The organism is Burkholderia sp. MBR-1, assembly GCF_013822785.1.
Classification (GTDB): domain Bacteria; phylum Pseudomonadota; class Gammaproteobacteria; order Burkholderiales; family Burkholderiaceae; genus Burkholderia; species Burkholderia vietnamiensis.
Map to the genome: position 1 here is coordinate 1,301,728 of NZ_CP053609.1, position 16,764 is coordinate 1,318,491.

The 16,764-nt window shown below is 68.8% G+C and carries 14 protein-coding genes; 7 read left to right on the top strand and 7 right to left on the bottom strand.

The window, feature by feature from the left end:
• The first annotated feature begins 213 nt into the window (after positions 1-213).
• From hemC to MBR110_RS05970, 3 genes are read left to right on the top strand one after another with little or no spacing between them, the layout of a single operon-like run.
• Positions 214-1,215, top strand: a complete 1,002-nt coding sequence (gene hemC, locus MBR110_RS05960; protein ID WP_011885699.1) for a hydroxymethylbilane synthase — start codon at positions 214-216, stop codon at positions 1,213-1,215.
• Positions 1,215-3,197 carry a fused uroporphyrinogen-III synthase HemD/membrane protein HemX gene (gene hemDX, locus MBR110_RS05965; protein ID WP_126220395.1) on the top strand — a complete coding sequence of 661 codons (1,983 nt, stop codon included), beginning with the start codon at positions 1,215-1,217 and terminating at the stop codon, positions 3,195-3,197. Before hemC ends, hemDX begins: the two co-directional genes overlap by 1 nt.
• A gap of 2 nt (positions 3,198-3,199) precedes the next feature.
• Positions 3,200-4,387 carry a heme biosynthesis protein HemY gene (locus tag MBR110_RS05970; protein ID WP_014723454.1) on the top strand — a complete coding sequence of 396 codons (1,188 nt, stop codon included), beginning with the start codon at positions 3,200-3,202 and terminating at the stop codon, positions 4,385-4,387.
• A 117-nt stretch (positions 4,388-4,504) separates the two neighbouring features.
• Here the strand turns inward: MBR110_RS05970 and MBR110_RS05975 are convergent, their stop codons facing one another.
• The 3 genes from MBR110_RS05975 to MBR110_RS05985 all read right to left on the bottom strand — a co-directional run bounded on the left by MBR110_RS05975 (position 4,505) and on the right by MBR110_RS05985 (position 8,211).
• Positions 4,505-5,809, bottom strand: a complete 1,305-nt coding sequence (locus tag MBR110_RS05975) for an MFS transporter (RefSeq protein ID WP_011885696.1) — start codon at positions 5,807-5,809, stop codon at positions 4,505-4,507.
• A 134-nt stretch (positions 5,810-5,943) separates the two neighbouring features.
• Complete coding sequence (locus tag MBR110_RS05980) at positions 5,944-6,702, bottom strand: SDR family oxidoreductase (protein ID WP_014723451.1); 759 nt, start codon at positions 6,700-6,702, stop codon at positions 5,944-5,946.
• Positions 6,703-6,771: 69 nt separating this feature from the next.
• Positions 6,772-8,211 (bottom strand): aldehyde dehydrogenase family protein, encoded by a 1,440-nt coding sequence (locus MBR110_RS05985; protein WP_011885694.1) that lies wholly within the window; start codon positions 8,209-8,211, stop codon positions 6,772-6,774.
• A gap of 239 nt (positions 8,212-8,450) precedes the next feature.
• Here MBR110_RS05985 and ppa point away from each other — a divergent pair, with 239 nt between their 5' ends.
• Complete coding sequence (ppa, locus tag MBR110_RS05990) at positions 8,451-8,978, top strand: inorganic diphosphatase (RefSeq protein ID WP_011885693.1); 528 nt, start codon at positions 8,451-8,453, stop codon at positions 8,976-8,978.
• Between the two features lie 56 nt (positions 8,979-9,034).
• Here the strand turns inward: ppa and MBR110_RS05995 are convergent, their stop codons facing one another.
• A complete protein-coding gene (locus tag MBR110_RS05995) occupies positions 9,035-9,820 on the bottom strand; it encodes a GIY-YIG nuclease family protein (RefSeq protein ID WP_011885692.1) in 786 nt (261 codons plus the stop codon).
• 80 nt (positions 9,821-9,900) lie between these two features.
• Complete coding sequence (locus MBR110_RS06000) at positions 9,901-11,079, bottom strand: GNAT family N-acetyltransferase (RefSeq protein WP_059475178.1); 1,179 nt, start codon at positions 11,077-11,079, stop codon at positions 9,901-9,903.
• Between the two features lie 108 nt (positions 11,080-11,187).
• Between MBR110_RS06000 and MBR110_RS06005 the strand changes: the two genes are divergently transcribed.
• Positions 11,188-12,900: an NAD+ synthase gene (locus MBR110_RS06005; protein WP_069264646.1), complete on the top strand. Its 1,713-nt coding sequence runs from the start codon at positions 11,188-11,190 to the stop codon at positions 12,898-12,900.
• A 92-nt stretch (positions 12,901-12,992) separates the two neighbouring features.
• Positions 12,993-13,331, top strand: coding sequence for a P-II family nitrogen regulator (locus MBR110_RS06010; RefSeq protein ID WP_006398637.1), 339 nt, complete (start codon positions 12,993-12,995; stop codon positions 13,329-13,331).
• A gap of 160 nt (positions 13,332-13,491) precedes the next feature.
• On the opposite strand, the gene MBR110_RS06015 is transcribed toward MBR110_RS06010, so the two are convergent.
• Both MBR110_RS06015 and MBR110_RS06020 read right to left on the bottom strand, forming a co-directional pair.
• Complete coding sequence (locus tag MBR110_RS06015; protein WP_011885689.1) at positions 13,492-14,577, bottom strand: porin; 1,086 nt, start codon at positions 14,575-14,577, stop codon at positions 13,492-13,494.
• Between the two features lie 583 nt (positions 14,578-15,160).
• The gene (locus MBR110_RS06020) at positions 15,161-16,087 is read right to left on the bottom strand and encodes a LysR family transcriptional regulator (protein ID WP_041493980.1); all 927 of its coding nucleotides are present in this window, start codon (positions 16,085-16,087) and stop codon (positions 15,161-15,163) included.
• A 136-nt stretch (positions 16,088-16,223) separates the two neighbouring features.
• On the opposite strand from MBR110_RS06020, the gene MBR110_RS06025 reads away from it, so the two are divergent.
• Entirely contained in the window at positions 16,224-16,721 is a 498-nt protein-coding gene (locus MBR110_RS06025; protein WP_034192592.1) for a GNAT family N-acetyltransferase, read from the top strand.
• Positions 16,722-16,764 lie beyond the last annotated feature (43 nt).

A 16,764-nucleotide genomic window follows, 5' to 3' on the forward strand; every position in this document is an offset into this window, starting at 1 on the left:
GTTTCCTTGGGAAAGCTCGAGTCAAAAGGGACTGCGGGGACTGCGGAACTGCGATCAAGCAACCAGCTACGTGCGGCACATCCGCGCATTGGTGGCGCCGCGGTGGCGCCGCGCGCGCCCGGGCGCCGCGGATGCAGGCGCCGCGCCCGGGCGGGCGGGGGCCTGCGTGCTACCATTGTTCGGTCTTCAATCCCGTCCTTCGATGTTCCAGCAATGAATTCCGAGACCTTTTCGGCCGGGCCGAAATCGGCGCCAGCCCCCGCGACGTTGACGATTGCGTCGCGCGAGAGCCGCCTGGCGATGTGGCAAGCCGAACACGTGCGTGATGCGCTGCGCAAATTATATCCAGCTTGTGACGTGAAAATCCTCGGGATGACGACGCGCGGCGATCAGATTCTCGATCGCACGCTGTCGAAGGTCGGCGGCAAGGGCCTGTTCGTGAAAGAGCTGGAGAATGCGCTCGCCGACGGCCGTGCCGATCTCGCCGTGCATTCGCTGAAGGACGTGCCGATGGCGCTGCCCGACGGCTTCGCGCTGGCCGCGATCATGGCGCGCGAGGACGCGCGCGACGCGTTCGTGTCGAACGACTACGCATCGCTCGACGCGCTGCCGGCGGGCGCCGTCGTCGGCACGTCGAGCCTGCGCCGCGAAGCGATGCTGCGCGCCCGCTATCCGCATCTGAACGTGCTGCCGCTGCGCGGCAATCTCGACACGCGCCTCGCGAAGCTCGACCGCGGCGACTACGCGGCGATCATCCTCGCGGCCGCCGGCCTGAAGCGTCTCGGCCTCGAGGCGCGGATCCGCGCGCTGATCGACGTCGAAGACAGCCTGCCGGCCGCCGGCCAGGGCGCGCTCGGCATCGAGATCGCCGCGCACCGCAGCGACGTCGCGCAATGGCTCGCGCCGCTGCACGACCCGCACACCGCGCTCGCGGTCGAAGCCGAGCGGATGGTGTCGCGCGCGCTCGGCGGCAGCTGCGAAGTGCCGCTCGCCGCGCATGCGGTGTGGCGTGCCGGCGAGCTGTACCTGACCGGCCGCGTGTCGACCACCGACGGCCGGCGCGTGCTGAGCGCGCAAGCGTGCGGCGCGGTCATGACCGCCGCCGATGCGCTCGCGCTCGGCCGCGCGGTGTCCGACGAGCTCGACGCGCAGGGCGCGCGCGACATCGTCAATGCATTGCTCGCCGGCTCGCAGGTCGGCAAGGGCGACGCCTGATGGCGGGCGGCGCGCGCGCGTTCACCGCTGTCCTGACCCGCCCGGACGGCCAGTCGGCCGCCCTTGCGGCGCAGCTCGCCGACGCCGGCTGCGACGTGCTCGAATTTCCGCTGATTGACATCGCGCCGCTCGACGATCCGGCGCCGCTCGTCGCCGCGTTCGCGACGCTGGCCGACTACGCGCTCGTGATCTTCGTGTCGCCGAACGCGATCGACCGTGCGCTCGCGTACTACGGCGCGATCTGGCCGAATGCGCTGCCGGTCGGCGTCGTCGGCCCCGGCAGCGTCGCGGCGCTCGCGCGTCACGGGATCGCGGCGCCCGCGCATCGCGTGATCGCGCCGCAGGCCGGCGCCGACGGCGGCGTGCCGCGCTACGATTCGGAAAGCCTGTTCGCCTGCATCGAGGCCGCCTTCGGCGGCGCGCAGGCGCTCGCAGGCAAGCGCGTGCTGATCGTGCGCGGCGACGGCGGCCGCGAATGGCTCGCCGAGCGCCTGCGCGAAGCCGGCGCCGAGGTCACGCTGGTCGCGGCATACCGGCGCGTCGTGCCCGAGCCGCGGGTCGGCGCGTGGGAGCGCGTGCATGCGCTGCTGGCCGGCGCACCGCACGCGTGGCTCGTCACGAGTTCCGAAGGCGTGCGCAACCTGCACGAACTCGCGCGGACCCATTTGAACGACGCCGAGATCGACGCCTTGAAGCATGCGCGGCTCCTCGCGCCGCACCCGCGGATCGAGCAGACCGCGCGCGCACTCGGTTTTGATAGGATTACGCTGACCGGCGCGGGCGATGAGCGCATCGTCCGCGCGTTTCGAACGATGGCCGACGAGGCCGTCCAACCGGCGACAGCCGCACCGGTGACTAAACGCATGACAGATACCAACGATTCCAAAAGCGTCGCTTCCCAGCCGGCCGCTGCCTCCGCGCCGCCGCGCAGTCCCTCTTACGTTGCGTCCGAACCGCCGGCGCGCCGCGGCGGCAGCGCGGCGCTGTGGTTCGTCATCGTCGTGCTCGGCTGCGCGGCGGGCGTCGGCGGCTATGCGCTGAACCGCAAAGTCGACCGGCTCGACGCTTCGTTCGTCGCACGCCAGAAGTCGCTCGACGCGCAGACGGCCGAGCTGCGGACGAAGACCGAACAGGCGCTCACGGGCACGCACCAGGTCGACACGCAGCTCGCGCAGCTCGACGGCAAGCTCGCCGACGCGCAGAGCGCCCAGCAGGCGCTGCAGCAGCAATACCAGGACCTGTCGCGCAACCGCGACGCATGGATGCTCGAGGAAGTCGACCAGATGCTGTCGAGCGCGAGCCAGCAGCTGCAGCTGACCGGCAACACGCAGCTCGCGCTGATCGCGCTGCAGAATGCCGACGCGCGCCTCGCGACGTCGCAGAGCGCCCAGGCCGTCACGGTGCGCAAGGCGCTCGCGCAGGACATCGAGAAGCTGAAGGCCGCGCCGTCGGCCGACCTCACGGGCCTCGCGATCAAGCTCGACGACGCGATCGCGAAAATCGACGCGCTGCCGCTGTCGGGCGAGGCGATCGTCGCGCACGCGGCGCCGAAGGCCGCACCGTCCGCCGCCGCGTCGTCCGCTGCGCCCGCCGCCGCGGCCGGCGAGCCGCGCTGGAAGGTGTGGTGGCACGATTTCTCGGCGGGCCTCGGCCAGCAGTTGAAGGGCCTCGTGCAGGTGCGCCGCATCGACAACGCGGACGCGATGCTCGCGTCGCCCGACCAGGGCTACTTCGTGCGCGAGAACGTGAAGCTGCGCCTGCTCACCGCGCGGCTGTCGCTGCTCGCGCGCAACGACGCGGCGATGAAGTCCGACCTCCACGCTGCGCAGGCGTCGCTCGGCAAGTATTTCGATCAGGCCTCGAAGGACACGCAATCGGTCGAGGATCTGCTCAAGCAGGTCGACGGCGCATCGCTGACGGTCGCGGTGCCGAACCTGAACACGAGCCTGAACGCCGTTCAGCAGTTCAAGAGCCGGGGGTAACGATGACGCTTCGAGGAATCGTCTGGCTCGCGATCCTGTTCGCGATCGCCGCGGCACTCGCCACCGTCGGCCGCTTCGACGCGGGGCAGGTGCTGCTCGTCTATCCGCCGTACCGTGTCGACGTGTCGCTGAACCTGTTCGTGATCGGCATCGTCGTGCTGTTCATCGTCGTCTATGCGCTGATGCGCATCGTGCGCAACATCTGGCTGATGCCGCGGCGCGTCGCCGCGTATCGTGCGCGTGCGCGCAACGAGAAGGCGCAGTCGTCGCTGCGCGATGCGATCGCGAACCTGTACGCGGGCCGCTTCTCGCGCGCCGAGAAGGCCGCGCGCGATGCGATGGCGGTCGACGCGAACCAGGGTGCGGCGAGTCTCGTCGCCGCGACCGCCGCGCACCGCATGCACGAGTACACGCGTCGCGACGACTGGCTGTCGAAGGTCGACGCGCCCGAATGGCAGGACGCGCGGCTGCTCGCGACGGCCGACATGCGCGCCGATGCACGCGACGCCGACGGTGCGCTCGCCGCGCTGGCCGATTTGCAGGCGGGCGGCAAGCGCATCCATGCGCAGCAGGTCGCGCTGCGTGCGCAGCAGCAGCTGAAGAACTGGGCCGAGGTGCTGAAGCTGGCGAAGGCGCTCGAGAAGCGCGACGCGCTGCATCCGGCCGCGGCGGTCCGGCTGCGCCAGCAGGCAGCCGAGAATCTGCTGCGCGAGCGTCGGCACGATGCGGACGCGCTGCTCGAAGTGTGGCAGTCGCTGTCGGCGCTCGAGCGCCAGTCGCCGCGCCTCGCCGATCTCGCGGCCGAGCTGCTGGTGTCGCTGGAGCGCCGCACGGAGGCGCGCCGCATCGTCGAGGATGCGCTCGCGCACAACTGGGATGCTCGGCTGTTGCGCCGCTATCCGGACACGGCCGGCAACGACGCGCTGCCGCTGATCCAGAAGGCCGAGGGCTGGAAGAAGGATCATCCGGACGATGCCGACCTGCTGTTCGCGCTCGGCCGTCTGTGCCAGCAACAGCAGCTGTGGGGCAAGGCGCAGTCGTTCCTGGAGGCCGCGCTGAAGCAGGCCGACAACGACGCGCTGAAGGTGCGCACGCATCGCGCGCTGGCCCGCCTGTTCGAGCATCTCGGCGAAACCGACAAGGCCGCGAAGCACTATCGCGAAAGCGCGCTCGCGATCACGACGGTGTGACGCGCGCGGCGCGCGTTCGCCGCACGATCACAAGCCCCGAACGCCTTCCGGCTTCGGGGCTTTTTTGCGCGTGTGCGCGGCGGGGCGGCGGCCGGCCGCGGCGTCACGCCGCGCGCCTCATTTGTCGACGAGCCGCTTCGGCACCGACAGCGCGAGCAGGCCGCCGAGCACGAGGAACGCGGCGAGCAGATACATGCCGGCATCGTTGGCGCCCGTCGCCTGCTTGAGCCAGCCCATCATGTATGGGCTCAGGAAGCCCGCGAGGTTGCCGATCGAGTTGATCATCGCGATGCCGGCCGCGGCCGCCGCGCCGCCGAGGAACGCCGTCGGCAGGCTCCAGAACAGCGGCAGCGTCGTGAGGATGCCGATCGTCGCGAGCGTGAGACCGAGCATCGCCAGCGCCGTCTCGTGCGCCCACATCACCGACAGCACGAGCCCGAGCGCGCCGATCGCGGCCGGGATCGCGAGGTGCCAGCGCCGCTCGCGCCGCTTGTCCGCGCTGCGCGCGATCAGGATCATCGCGACCACCGCCGCCGCATACGGAATCGCGGACAGCAGGCCGATCTTCAGCGTGTCGGTCACGCCGGTCGCCTTGATGATCGTCGGCAACCAGAAGCCCACGCCGTATAGCCCCATCACGAACGAGAAGTAGATCAGCGCCATCAGCCACACGCGCGGGCTCGACATCACGGCGCCGAGCGCGAGGTCTTGCTTGGTCGCTTCCTCCGCGTCGACGTTGCGCGCGAGCAGCGCCTTTTCCTCGTCGGTGAGCCACGCCGCGCGCGCGATGCGGTCGTCGAGCGCGAAGAACACCAGCACGCCGGCCAGCACCGACGGAATCCCCTCGAGCAGGAACAGCCATTGCCAGCCGTGCCAGCCGCTCACGCCGTTGAACGCCTTCAGGATGAAGCCGGAGAGCGGCCCGCCGATCACGCCGGACAGCGCGACGGCCGTCATGAAGAAGGTGGTCATCCGGCCGCGCCGGTGCGCGGGATACCAGTACGTGAGGTACAGGATCACGCCGGGGAAGAAGCCGGCCTCGGCGACGCCGAGCAGGAAGCGCATCACGTAGAACATCGCGGGTGTCGTGACGAACATCGTCAGGATCGAGATCACGCCCCACGTGGCCATGATGCGTGCGATCCACACGCGCGCGCCGACCTTGTGCAGGATGATGTTGCTCGGCACCTCGAACAGGAAGTAGCCGAAGAAGAAGATCCCGGCGCCGAGCCCGTAGACGGTATCGCTCAGATTCAGGTCGCTCGCCATCTGCAGCTTCGCGAAACCGACGTTGACGCGATCGAGATACGCGACCACGTAGCACAGCAGCAGGAGCGGCGTGAGCCGCCACGACACCTTGCGGTAGGTCGCTTCCTCGAATGCGCCGGACGAGCCCGGCAGCGAATGCGTCGATGTTGCCATGTTGTCTCCTGTCCTTTCTTGTCGTGGGTCGTGATGGGCCGGATCGGGCGCGCGATCCGGTGTCGTGCGAAGCATGGCCGGTGCGTGACGCCGGCGCCGGCCGGCCGCGGCGGCGCGGCGCCGTTGCCGTCGTGCTAGATGCAGCGGCCGCCGTCGACTTCGAGGCAGACGCCCGTGATGAACTCGGCTTCGTCGGATGCAAGGTAGAGCGCGGCGTTCGCGATGTCCTGCGGCGTCGAGAAGCGGCCGAGCGGAATCGTCGACAGGAACCGGCGGCGGTTTTCGGGCGTGTCCTCGCAGCCCATGAACTCGGTCATCAGGCCCGTTTCGCCGAGCACCGGGTTGATGCAGTTCACGCGGATCCGGTCGGGGCCGAGCTCGGCTGCGAGCGACTTGCTGGCGGTGATCATCGCGCCCTTCGTGCTGTTGTACCAGACGAGGCCGGAGCGCGGCCGCACGCCGGCCGTCGATGCGACGTTGACGAACACGCCGCCGCCCTGCGCGCGGAAGTACGGGACGAAGGTCTGCACGCTCCAGAACAGGCTCTTCATGTTCACCGCGTACACGCGATCGAATTCGGCTTCCGTCACGTCGAGCACCGGCTTGTTGCGGTGCGTGGTGCCCGCGTTGTTGACGACGATCTGCACCGCATGGAAATCGTCGAGCGCGGCCTGCAGCAGCGCACGCCAGTCGGCGTCGCGCGACACGTCGCCGGCGAATGCGATCGCCTTGCCACCGGCCAGCGCGATCTCGCTCGCCACGCGCTCGGCCGCCGCGCCGTTCAGGTCGTTGACGACGACGTTCGCGCCTTCGCGCGCATACGTCTTCGCGATCCCTTCGCCGAAGCCCGAGCCGCCGCCCGTGACGACGGCCGTCTTGCCGCTCAACCGCATGGTTTGTCTCCTGTGTTGGAAGAGTGCAGGGTGCGCCGCTGCCGGCTGCTTCCGCCCGCGCGGCGCGGTTCAGCCGTGCCGGATCGCGATCGTCTTCAGCGCGGTGAAGCCGTACAGCGCCTCGAAGCCTTTCTCGCGCCCGTGGCCCGAATGGCCGACGCCGCCGAACGGCAGCTCGACGCCGCCGCCCGCGCCGTAGTTGTTGATGAACACCTGGCCCGCGCGCACGCGCCGCGCGAGGCGCAGCTGGCGCGCGCCGTCGCGCGTCCAGATGCCGGCGACGAGCCCGTACGGCGTGCCGTTCGCGAGCGCGACGGCTTCTTCCTCGTCGACGAAGCGCATCGCCGCGAGCACCGGGCCGAATACTTCCTCCTGCGCGAGCCGATGCGACGGCGGGACGTCGCGCAGCAGCGCGGGCGCCTGGTAGAAGCCGCTTTCCGGCGCGTCGGCGACGACCTGGCCTTGCGCGGCCATCGGAATGCCGTCGTGCTGCGCATCGGACAGGAAATCCCAGACGCGCTGCTGCTGCTTCGCGTTGATCAGCGGGCCGCAGTCGAGGTCCGCGCGGCTCGGGCCGACGCGCAGCGCGTTGAACGCGGTGGCGAGCCGCTCGACCAGCGGCTCGTAGGCCGCATGCTCGATCAGCACGCGGCTGCCGGCCGAGCAGGTCTGCCCGCCGTTCTGCACGATCGCCGACACGAGCACCGGCAGCGCGGCGTCGAGGTCGGCGTCGGCGAACACGATCTGGGGCGATTTGCCGCCGAGCTCGAGCGTGACGGGCACGTGATTCTCGGCGGCCATCTGGGCGACCAGCTTGCCGGTCGCGGGCGAGCCGGTGAACGAGATGTGGTCGATGCCGGGGTGGCGCGCGAGCGCGGCACCGGCTTCGTGACCGTAGCCGGTGACGACGTTCAGCGCACCGGCCGGCAGCCCGGCCTCGATAGCCAGCTCGGCGACGCGCAGCACCGACAGGCATGCGTCCTCGGCCGGTTTCACGACGCACGCGTTGCCGGCGGCCAGCGCCGCGCCGACGCTGCGCCCGAAGATCTGCATCGGGTAATTCCACGGCACGATGTGGCCGGTGACGCCATGCGGCTCACGCACCGTCAGCACCGTGTAGCCGGCTTGGTAGGGAAGCGTCTCGCCGTGCAGCTTGTCGGCGGCGCCCGCGTAGAACTCGAAATAGCGCGCGAGCGCGGCGGCGTCCGCGCGCGCCTGCTTCAGCGGCTTGCCGGTATCGCGCGCCTCGATCGTCGCGAGTTCTTCGATGCAATCGGTGACGCGCGCGGACAGCCGCATCAGCACGCGGCCGCGCTCGGCGGCGCTCGCCGCGCCCCACGGGCCCGCGAAGGCGTCGCGCGCCGCGGCGACGGCGCGCTCGATGTCCGGCGCCGTGCCGCGCGCGATCGTCGCGAACGGCCGGCCGTCGGACGGGTCGACGACGGCAATCGGCTCCAGCTGCGCGGGCAGCGTCCATTCGCCTGCGATGAAGTGCTTCGCCTGTTCCATGCGTGCTCCTGTCTCCGGGTGGGCGCGTACCGCGGGTGCCGCGGCGGCCGTGCATCGCGGCCGCCGTGCGGCATCGCTCGCGGTCAGTGGCAGAACGTCCGGACCGATTATCACGCCGATCGTCATCCGGACGCCACCGGTCGATTGGCTATAATGGCGCATTCCCTGCGGGGAGGCCCGCGGCCGCGCACCGGTCGAGGCACCCTGCGCCGCATTCCCATCGACCAACAGAGAGCGCTATGAGCTTCAATCATGTTCCGGCCGGCAAGGACCTGCCGCACGATTTCAACGTGATCATCGAGATCCCCGCGCAAAGCGATCCGGTGAAGTACGAAGCCGACAAGGAGCTGGGCCTCCTCGTCGTCGACCGCTTCATCGGTACCGGCATGCGTTATCCGGTGAACTACGGCTACATCCCGCAGACGCTGTCGGGCGACGGCGATCCGGTTGACGTGCTGGTGATCACGCCGTTCCCGCTGCTGGCCGGCTCGATCGTGCGTTCGCGCGTGCTCGGCATGCTGCAGATGACCGACGAGTCGGGCGTCGACGCGAAGCTCGTCGCGGTGCCGCACGACAAGGTCTGCCCGATGACGGCGAACCTGAAGTCGATCGACGACGTGCCCGAGTATCTGAAGGACCAGATCAAGCACTTCTTCGAGCAATACAAGGCGCTCGAGAAGGGCAAGTGGGTGAAGGTCGAAGGCTGGGCCGGCATCGACGCCGCGCACAAGGAAATCGCCGACGGCGCTGCGAACTACAAGAAGTAAGCCGAATGGCCGACTTCGCGGCCGGTTCGCTCGCATCGCAAACCGCGCGTGTCTCGTCAGGAGGCCGCGCGGTTTTGTTTTGTGTGCGGTTTGCCGCGGGCGCCGGGCGGGCGCGGTGCGGCGGAGGGCGGTGCGGATTGCGCGCGTTTCGCGGCGGTCGTGCGGCGGGGGGCGGTGGTGACGGGTGGGGTTGCGGCGTCCTTCGCAGCGGGTTTGGCGTCGGGCTTCGCACCCGACCTTGCGCCGGACTTCTCGTCGGATTTCGCTCGGAGCTTTGCGTCGGAGTTGGCCTGCGGCTTGGCAGCGGGCCTCGCACCTGGCCTCCTGCCGGACTTCACACCGGGCTTGGCGTCGGACTTGGCCTGCGGCTTAGCGGCGGGCTTCGAACCGGGCCTCGCATCGGACTTCTTGTCGGACTTGGCGTCGGGCTTCGCATCTGACTTGGCACCGCGCCTCACCCCAGACTTCGCTCGCGACTTCCGCGCGTCGCCGGCCGACACCTCGCTCTCGTTCGCGTTCTTCGCACCGCCCGACGCGACGCGTGCCTCGGCGCCCCCGTCGCTCGATATCCCATCCGGCAATACCGAAGCGAGCGTCCGCCCGCCAGCCGCCAGCTCCCGTTTCTGCGCGGCCGTGAGGCGTTTCACCCAATACTCGGCGCGCGATGCGCTCGACCGGTCGGGCAACGGGAACGACGCGAGCACCGCGCGCGGCTTGCGCGAGCGCGTGTAGCGGGCGCCCTTGCCGGACGCGTGCTCGTCGAAGCGGGCGGCGACGTCGGTCGTGATGCCCGTGTAGACGCTGTCGTCGGCGCACTCGATCAGATACAGAAACCAGGACATGGGAACGCGGCAGGCTGCGAAGCCGTCAGTGTCTCAGAAATGAAGGCGGCCGCCGCGAAACACGCGTGGCGCGAGCGTCGTCACGTGCCGCGGCGGAACGGATCGTGTTCGCGCAATTCGTCGACGTAGGCGTGGATATGCTCGGTCTCGCGCTCCAGAAAGCGCGCGACCGCATCGGAGAACGCCGGATGCGCGAGCCAGTGCGCGGAATGCGTGACGGTCGGCAGAAAGCCGCGCGCGAGCTTGTGCTCGCCTTGCGCGCCGCCCTCGAAGGTATCGAGCCCGGCCTCGATGCAGAACTCGAGCAACTGGTAGTACGCCGTCTCGAAATGGAGGCACGGCACGTGTTCGAGCGCGCCCCAGTAGCGGCCGTACAGCGTGCCGCCGCGGCCGTCGGCGCCGCGCCGGTACACGGCGAGCGAGCTCGCGATCGGCCGCCCGTCTGCTTCGGCGATGACCAGCAGCAGATTCTCGGGCATCGTCGCGCCGATCGTGCGGAAAAACTCGAGGTTCAGGTACGGGCTCGAATAGTGCTCGCGATAGGTCTGCCGGTAGCAACGCGTGAAGAAGCGCCAGTCGGCATCGGTGATCTGCTCGCCGGCGAGCCGCCGGAACGTGATGCCGGCGTCGCGCACCTTGCGCCGTTCCGCGCGGATGTTCTTGCGCTTCTTCTGCTCGAGCGTGCCGAGGAAGTCGTCGAAGTCGCGATAGCCGTCGTTGAGCCAGTGGAACTGCACGCCCTCGCGCAGCATCATGCCCATCGATTCGAGCAGGCGGGCCTCGTCGCCGGTCGGAAACAGCACGTGCAGCGACGACACGTCGCTCTGCTCCGCGAACGCGAGCAGCGTGGCCGCGAGGCGGCGGCGCGCGTCTTCGTCGGCGGCGAGCAGGCGCGTGCCCTGCACCGGCGTGAACGGCACCGCGCACAGCAGCTTCGGGTAGTAGGGCAGGTCGTTGCGCTGGTACGCGTCGGCCCATGCCCAGTCGAACACGTATTCGCCGTACGAATGCTGCTTCGCGTAGACGGGCGCAGCGGCCGCGAGGCGGCCCGTGTGCGCGTCGGTGAGTGTGACGAAGTGCGGCAACCAGCCGGTGTCGTCCACTGCGCAGCGCGCGACGTGCAGCGCGTCGAGGAACTCGTGGCGCAGGAACGGCGTCGGCTGCGCGTCGCGTTCGAGCAGCGCGTTCCATTCGTCGGCCGGCACCTCCGCGGGAGACGACAGGATGCCCGTGCGATAATCGATGCGTTCGTGTTTCAAGCGTGAATCCGTACTGTTGGATGCCGCCGGAAGCGTGCCGCGGTGGCTCGCGTCCGGGGCGTTTCGTCAACCGTTCAGCGCGCGCCGCCCGGCTGCGCCGATGCCGTCATGAAGACCCGACTCGCTCTTGCCCAGATCAACGTCACCGTCGGCGATTTCGCCGGCAACGTCGCGCGGATCGTCGCGGCCGCCCGCGCAGCGCACAACGATGGTGCGCATCTGATGATCGCGCCCGAACTCGCGCTGTCGGGCTATCCACCCGAAGACCTGCTGCTGCGGCCCGCGTTCTACACGGCGGCCGCCGCCGCGCTCGAGGCGCTCGCCGACGCATTGCGCGAGTTTAACGGGCTCGCGGTGCTGGTCGGCCATCCGCTGCGCAGCGCGGCGGGCGAGGCGGCCGGCGGCGAGCCCGCCGTCGATGGTAATGCAAACCGCCCGATCGAGCGCGGCGTGCCGCCGGTCGACACGTACAACGCGGCGTCGCTGATCGTCGGCGGCAAGATCGTCGGCACCTACCGCAAGCAGGATCTGCCGAACGCCGACGTGTTCGACGAGAAGCGCTACTTCGCGACCGACACCGAGCCGCTCGTGTTCGAGCTGAACGGCGTGAAATACGGCGTGATCATCTGCGAGGACGCGTGGCACGCATCGGCCGCGCAGATCGCCAAGGCCGCCGGCGCGCAAGTGTTGCTGATCCCGAACGGCTCGCCGTATCACATGAACAAGGAGGCGCTGCGCATCGACATCCTGCGCGCGCGGATCCGCGAGACCGGCTTGCCGATGGTGTACGTGAACCTGGTCGGCGGCCAGGACGAGCTCGTGTTCGACGGCGGCTCGTTCGTGCTGGACGGCGACGGTGTGCTGGTCGCGAAGATGCCGCTGTTCGACGAAGGCCACGCGATCGTCGAATTCGACGGCGCACGGCCGCTGCCGGGCGCGATCGCCCCCGAGTTGCCGGTCGACGCGCAGGTTTATCGCGCGCTCGTGACCGGCGTGCGCGACTACATCGGCAAGAACGGTTTTCCCGGCGTGCTGATCGGGTTGTCGGGCGGCGTCGATTCGGCGCTGGTGCTGGCCGTCGCATGCGATGCGCTCGGCCCCGAGCGCGTGCGCGCGGTGATGATGCCGTCGCGCTACACGGCCGACATTTCGACGACCGACGCGGCGGAGATGGCGCGGCGCGTGGGCGTGCGCTACGACGAGATTGCGATCGCGCCGATGTTCGACGCGTTCCGCGCGGCGCTCGCGGGCGAGTTCGCCGGCCGCGCGGAGGACGCGACGGAGGAGAACATCCAGGCGCGCATTCGCGGCACGCTGCTGATGGCGCTGTCGAACAAGTTCGGCTCGATCGTGCTGACGACCGGCAACAAGAGCGAGATGGCGGTCGGCTACTGCACGCTGTACGGCGACATGGCCGGCGGCTTCGCGGTGATCAAGGACATCGCGAAGACGCAGGTGTACCAGCTGTGCCGCTACCGCAACGCGACGCCCGATTACGGCACGCGCGACGTGATCCCCGAACGGATCCTGACGCGCGCGCCGTCGGCCGAGCTGCGCGAGAACCAGACCGACCAGGACAGCCTGCCGCCGTACGACGTGCTGGACGCGATCATGCGGATGTACATGGAAGAGGACCGGCCGCTCGGCGAGATCGTCGCGGCCGGCTACGCCGAGGCCGACGTCGCGCGGGTGACGCGGCTCATCAAGATCAACGAATACAAGCGCCGCCAGGCGCCGATCGGCATTCGCGTCACGCACCGGGCATTCGGACGCGACTGGCGCTATCCGATCACGTCGCGCTTCACCGAGCGGGTCGACTGACCGGCGCCCGGCTTAGCCCTGATTAGCGCCTACTAGCGCTTACAATCGGGATCGCGATTCTGCATCCAAACGAGCATTGAGGGACAACCATCATGAAACGCATCACCGCCATCATCAAGCCGTTCAAGCTGGACGAAGTCCGCGAAGCGCTCGCCGAAGTGGGCCTCACCGGCCTGACGGTGACGGAAGTGAAGGGCTTCGGCCGCCAGAAGGGCCACACCGAGCTGTACCGCGGCGCCGAATACGTCGTCGACTTCCTGCCGAAGATGAAGATCGAGGTGGTCGTCGCGGAAGCGCAGGTCGATCAGGTGATCGATGCGGTGATCGGCGCCGCGCGCACGGGCAAGATCGGCGACGGCAAGATCTTCGTGTCCGACGTCGAACGCGTGATCCGCATCCGCACCGGCGAAGAGAACGAAGCGGCGGTCTGAGCGTCGCCGCCGGCCCGCGCGGTCGTACCGCGCAGCGGGGCGCACGATTGCGGGCCGCCCAATAAAAAACGGTGCGGATACCCGGTTGGGTACCGCACCGATACGCGCCTCTCGCAGCAGCGTGGAAAGTGTTGTCGATTCGTTCTTTGACGGCGCCCGATCAGAACAGGTGCTGGATGCCGGCGTAGACGCCGGTCTGGCTGCCGCCCGGATGCGGGTTGCCGGTCGACACGGCGGTGCCTGCACCGTTCGCGTTCAGACCGAAGTTGGCCGTCGAGCTGTTGCGCACCGTCGCGGCCTGCAGGTCGAACAGCGTGCGCTTCGAGATGTTGTACGAACCGCCGATCGTGTAGATGTTCGCGTTGCCGCCGCCGTGGTTCGCGTTCACGTGATACACGGCCGCGATCAGCGCCGCTGCCGGCGTGGCCTGCCACGTCACGCCGCCCCACACCTGTTGCGTACCCGTCACGCCGGCGTTGACTGCCGGGCCGCCGCTGCCGTCGGCGCGCGAGGCCTGGTAGGCCGCCTGAACCTTGAACTGGCCGAGGAACACGTTCACGCCCGCGAAGTATTCACGCGAGTAGTTGAACACGTCCGAGAAGCGGCCGTTGCTGTCGCGCGTTTCGTCGTAGATGCCGCGCAACTGGAACAGCGAGTTCGTGTAGGTGACCTGACCGCCCATTGCACGACCCGGTTGGCCGGCCGTCGTGTTGCCGTTGAAGCTGGTCGAGTTCGAGAACGAGAACTGGCCGTAGAAGTCGAGGCCGTAGAGCGACGGCGACTGGTACGACACGTTGTTGCTGGTCTTGTTCCAGTTGCGGCCGCGCACCAGCGATGCCGTCGACCAGGCCGACTGGCCGAACGGGTCGAAGTCCCACACGCCGTTCGCGATCGCGAGTTCGCGACCCAACAGCAGCGTACCGTAGCGATCGTTCGAGATCCCGACCGTCGCGAAACGATCCCAGATCGAGCCGCTCGTGCCCAGGCCGCCGTTCATCGTGTTGAACGCGCCTTCGAGGTGGAACAGGACCTTGTTGCCGCCGCCGATGTCCTCGCTACCCTTCAAGCCCCACAGGCTCGTGCCCCAGTCGCCGCTTTCCGCGCGCACTTGGTGGCCGTTCTGAAGGCCGTTCAGGTACTCAATGCCGGCATCCAGGCGACCATACAGCGTCACGCTGCTCTGCGCGTGCGCCGTCACCACCCCAGCAGCCATCAGCGCGGCCGCGACCAAAGCTTTCTTCATCATCTCCTCCATACCCTGTCAAAAAGTCAACCCAGACTGCACGAGATGCCCGTAGCAGCGAGCGCCGGGCAAAAGCGAAAAGCGGGATAACCAGGGAGACCTCGTGCAAGGCCGGTTCGGCGCCGCACGCGGGCAAGCAGACGGAAAACCGTTGAGCGGTCCCGCGCGGCCGGGTGGGCTTGCGGGGTCTCCTTGTTGTGTCGTGAAGCTAAACTACATTTCACGAACTTCGTTTTGCTACTTTGGTTACTAATTTAGCAAAAATACAATTTTGTGGCGATGGAAATCGTTGTTTGACTAGCGCATGTCGCCAAATTGCCATGCAACACGGGTCGTCACGGTGGCAAGGACTACCGTCGATCGCCGGAAAACCCTTGTCCTGCAAGGGATACATGGATTCTCCAGACATGGGTCAAGGATTGCCACTATTGACGACGCCGCGGGTGTCGGCGTAAGCGGCGGGAAGGCAGGATTGGTAAGTAATTCGTAATAAGTTGGCGGCGCTTCGACGTCGTGTCGACGCGGCCGCGCACGGCCGTCGGCGCCCGTCGGCGGCGCGCGAGGCGGGGCTTGGGTGCGTGTCGGGTCAGTCGGGCGCCGGCCGCGCGGCGAGCAGTTGCGCGCGAAGCCAGCGATGCGCGTCGGTGCGCGCGTGCTTCGCGTGCGAGTAGATCTTCACCGTGTAGCGCGGGATGTCGAACGGCGCGGCGTAGATGCGGATCGGCGCCGCGTACTGCAGCACCTGCGCGGCGCGGTTCGGCACCGTCATCAGCAGCGTCGACCCGGCGATCACGAACGGCGCGGCCAGCACGCTCGGCAACTGCATGGCCACCTGCCGGGCAAGGCCGAGCCGGTCGAGCACGTAGTCGACCACGCCGCGCGGCTCGTTCCACGGCGTGACGACCACGTGGCGGGCTGCGAGGTACTGATCGAGCGTCAGCCGGCTGCCCACGTCCGGGTGCGTCGCGCTTGCGATCACCACGTAGTCGTCGGAGAACCAGTCGAAGTCCTCGATGCCCGGCGCGGCGGCGACCGATTCCTCGTGATAGCCGAGCGCGAAGTCGATCCGGCCTGCCGCCAGCTCGTCGATCGCGATCTTGCGGTCGGAGTGAACGATGCGGAAGCGCAGATGCGGCGCGACGCGCTCGATGCGCGCGAGCAGCGCCGGCAGCACGGCGAACGCCGTGTAGTCGCTGGCGGCGAGCACGAACGTGCGGTCACTCTCCGCGGGATCGAAGCGACGCGCGCGGGCGAGCCCCTTCGACATCGTGTCGAGCGCCTCGGCGGCCCAGCCGGCGATATCGTCGGCGCGCACGGTCGGCTGCATCTCGTTGCCGAGCCGCACGAACAGCGCGTCGCCGATCGCGTCGCGCAGCCGCGCGAGCGCGTGGCTCAGCGCCGACGGGCTCATCGCGAGTTCGTGCGCGGCAGCGGCGACCGAGCGGTGGCGGTACAGCGCGTCGAACGCGAGCAGCAGGTTCAGATCGAGACGGCGCAGGTCGGGATGCATCATGTTCAGATCCGGATGAAGAAACTGCACTTCCTGCAGCAGTGCCGCGACCGTAGCATGTCGCTACGCGCAGCGCCACGTGCAACCGCGCGCTCGCTGCAATCCGCCGTCAATCCGGGCCGAAGGAGGGCTCCCCGCCGTGCAAATCGACATCCGTTCCGCGACCGTCGCCGACGTGCCGCAAATCCTGCGTTTCATCACCGAACTGGCCGTCTACGAGAAGGCCGAGCATGAAGTGGTCGCGACGCCCGCGTCGCTCGAGCGCAGCCTGTTCGGCGAAGGCTCGCCCGCGCGTGCGCTGATCTGCGACGTCGACGGCGAGCCGGCCGGCTTCGCCGTGTATTTCTTCTCGTACTCGACGTGGCTCGGCCGGCAGGGGCTGTATCTGGAGGACTTGTACGTGTCGCCGCGCTTTCGCGGCGCGGGCGCCGGCCGGCGGCTGCTCAAGGCGCTCGCGCGGATCGCCGTGGACACCGGCTGCGGGCGGTTCGAATGGAGCGTGCTCGACTGGAACGAGCCGGCGATCCGCTTCTACGAAAGCGTCGGCGCGGCGCCGCAGGACGAATGGGTGCGCTACCGCCTCGCAGGCGACGCGCTGCGCGCGTTCGCCGACGGCGCGCCGGTCGACGCCGCGTAAACGCAAAAACGGGCGCCGCGTGGGCGCCCGCTTCGGGTTTACG

Bases quoted from the DNA above. Each gene is read 5' to 3' on its own strand.
- hemC (WP_011885699.1), top strand. From the start codon at position 214: ATGAATTCCGAGACCTTTTCGGCCGGGCCGAAATCGGCGCCAGCCCCC.
- hemDX (WP_126220395.1), top strand. From the start codon at position 1,215: ATGGCGGGCGGCGCGCGCGCGTTCACCGCTGTCCTGACCCGCCCGGAC.
- MBR110_RS05970 (WP_014723454.1), top strand. From the start codon at position 3,200: ATGACGCTTCGAGGAATCGTCTGGCTCGCGATCCTGTTCGCGATCGCC.
- MBR110_RS05975 (WP_011885696.1), bottom strand. From the start codon at position 5,809: ATGGCAACATCGACGCATTCGCTGCCGGGCTCGTCCGGCGCATTCGAG.
- MBR110_RS05980 (WP_014723451.1), bottom strand. From the start codon at position 6,702: ATGCGGTTGAGCGGCAAGACGGCCGTCGTCACGGGCGGCGGCTCGGGC.
- MBR110_RS05985 (WP_011885694.1), bottom strand. From the start codon at position 8,211: ATGGAACAGGCGAAGCACTTCATCGCAGGCGAATGGACGCTGCCCGCG.
- ppa (WP_011885693.1), top strand. From the start codon at position 8,451: ATGAGCTTCAATCATGTTCCGGCCGGCAAGGACCTGCCGCACGATTTC.
- MBR110_RS05995 (WP_011885692.1), bottom strand. From the start codon at position 9,820: ATGTCCTGGTTTCTGTATCTGATCGAGTGCGCCGACGACAGCGTCTAC.
- MBR110_RS06005 (WP_069264646.1), top strand. From the start codon at position 11,188: ATGAAGACCCGACTCGCTCTTGCCCAGATCAACGTCACCGTCGGCGAT.
- MBR110_RS06010 (WP_006398637.1), top strand. From the start codon at position 12,993: ATGAAACGCATCACCGCCATCATCAAGCCGTTCAAGCTGGACGAAGTC.
- MBR110_RS06015 (WP_011885689.1), bottom strand. From the start codon at position 14,577: ATGATGAAGAAAGCTTTGGTCGCGGCCGCGCTGATGGCTGCTGGGGTG.
- MBR110_RS06020 (WP_041493980.1), bottom strand. From the start codon at position 16,087: ATGATGCATCCCGACCTGCGCCGTCTCGATCTGAACCTGCTGCTCGCG.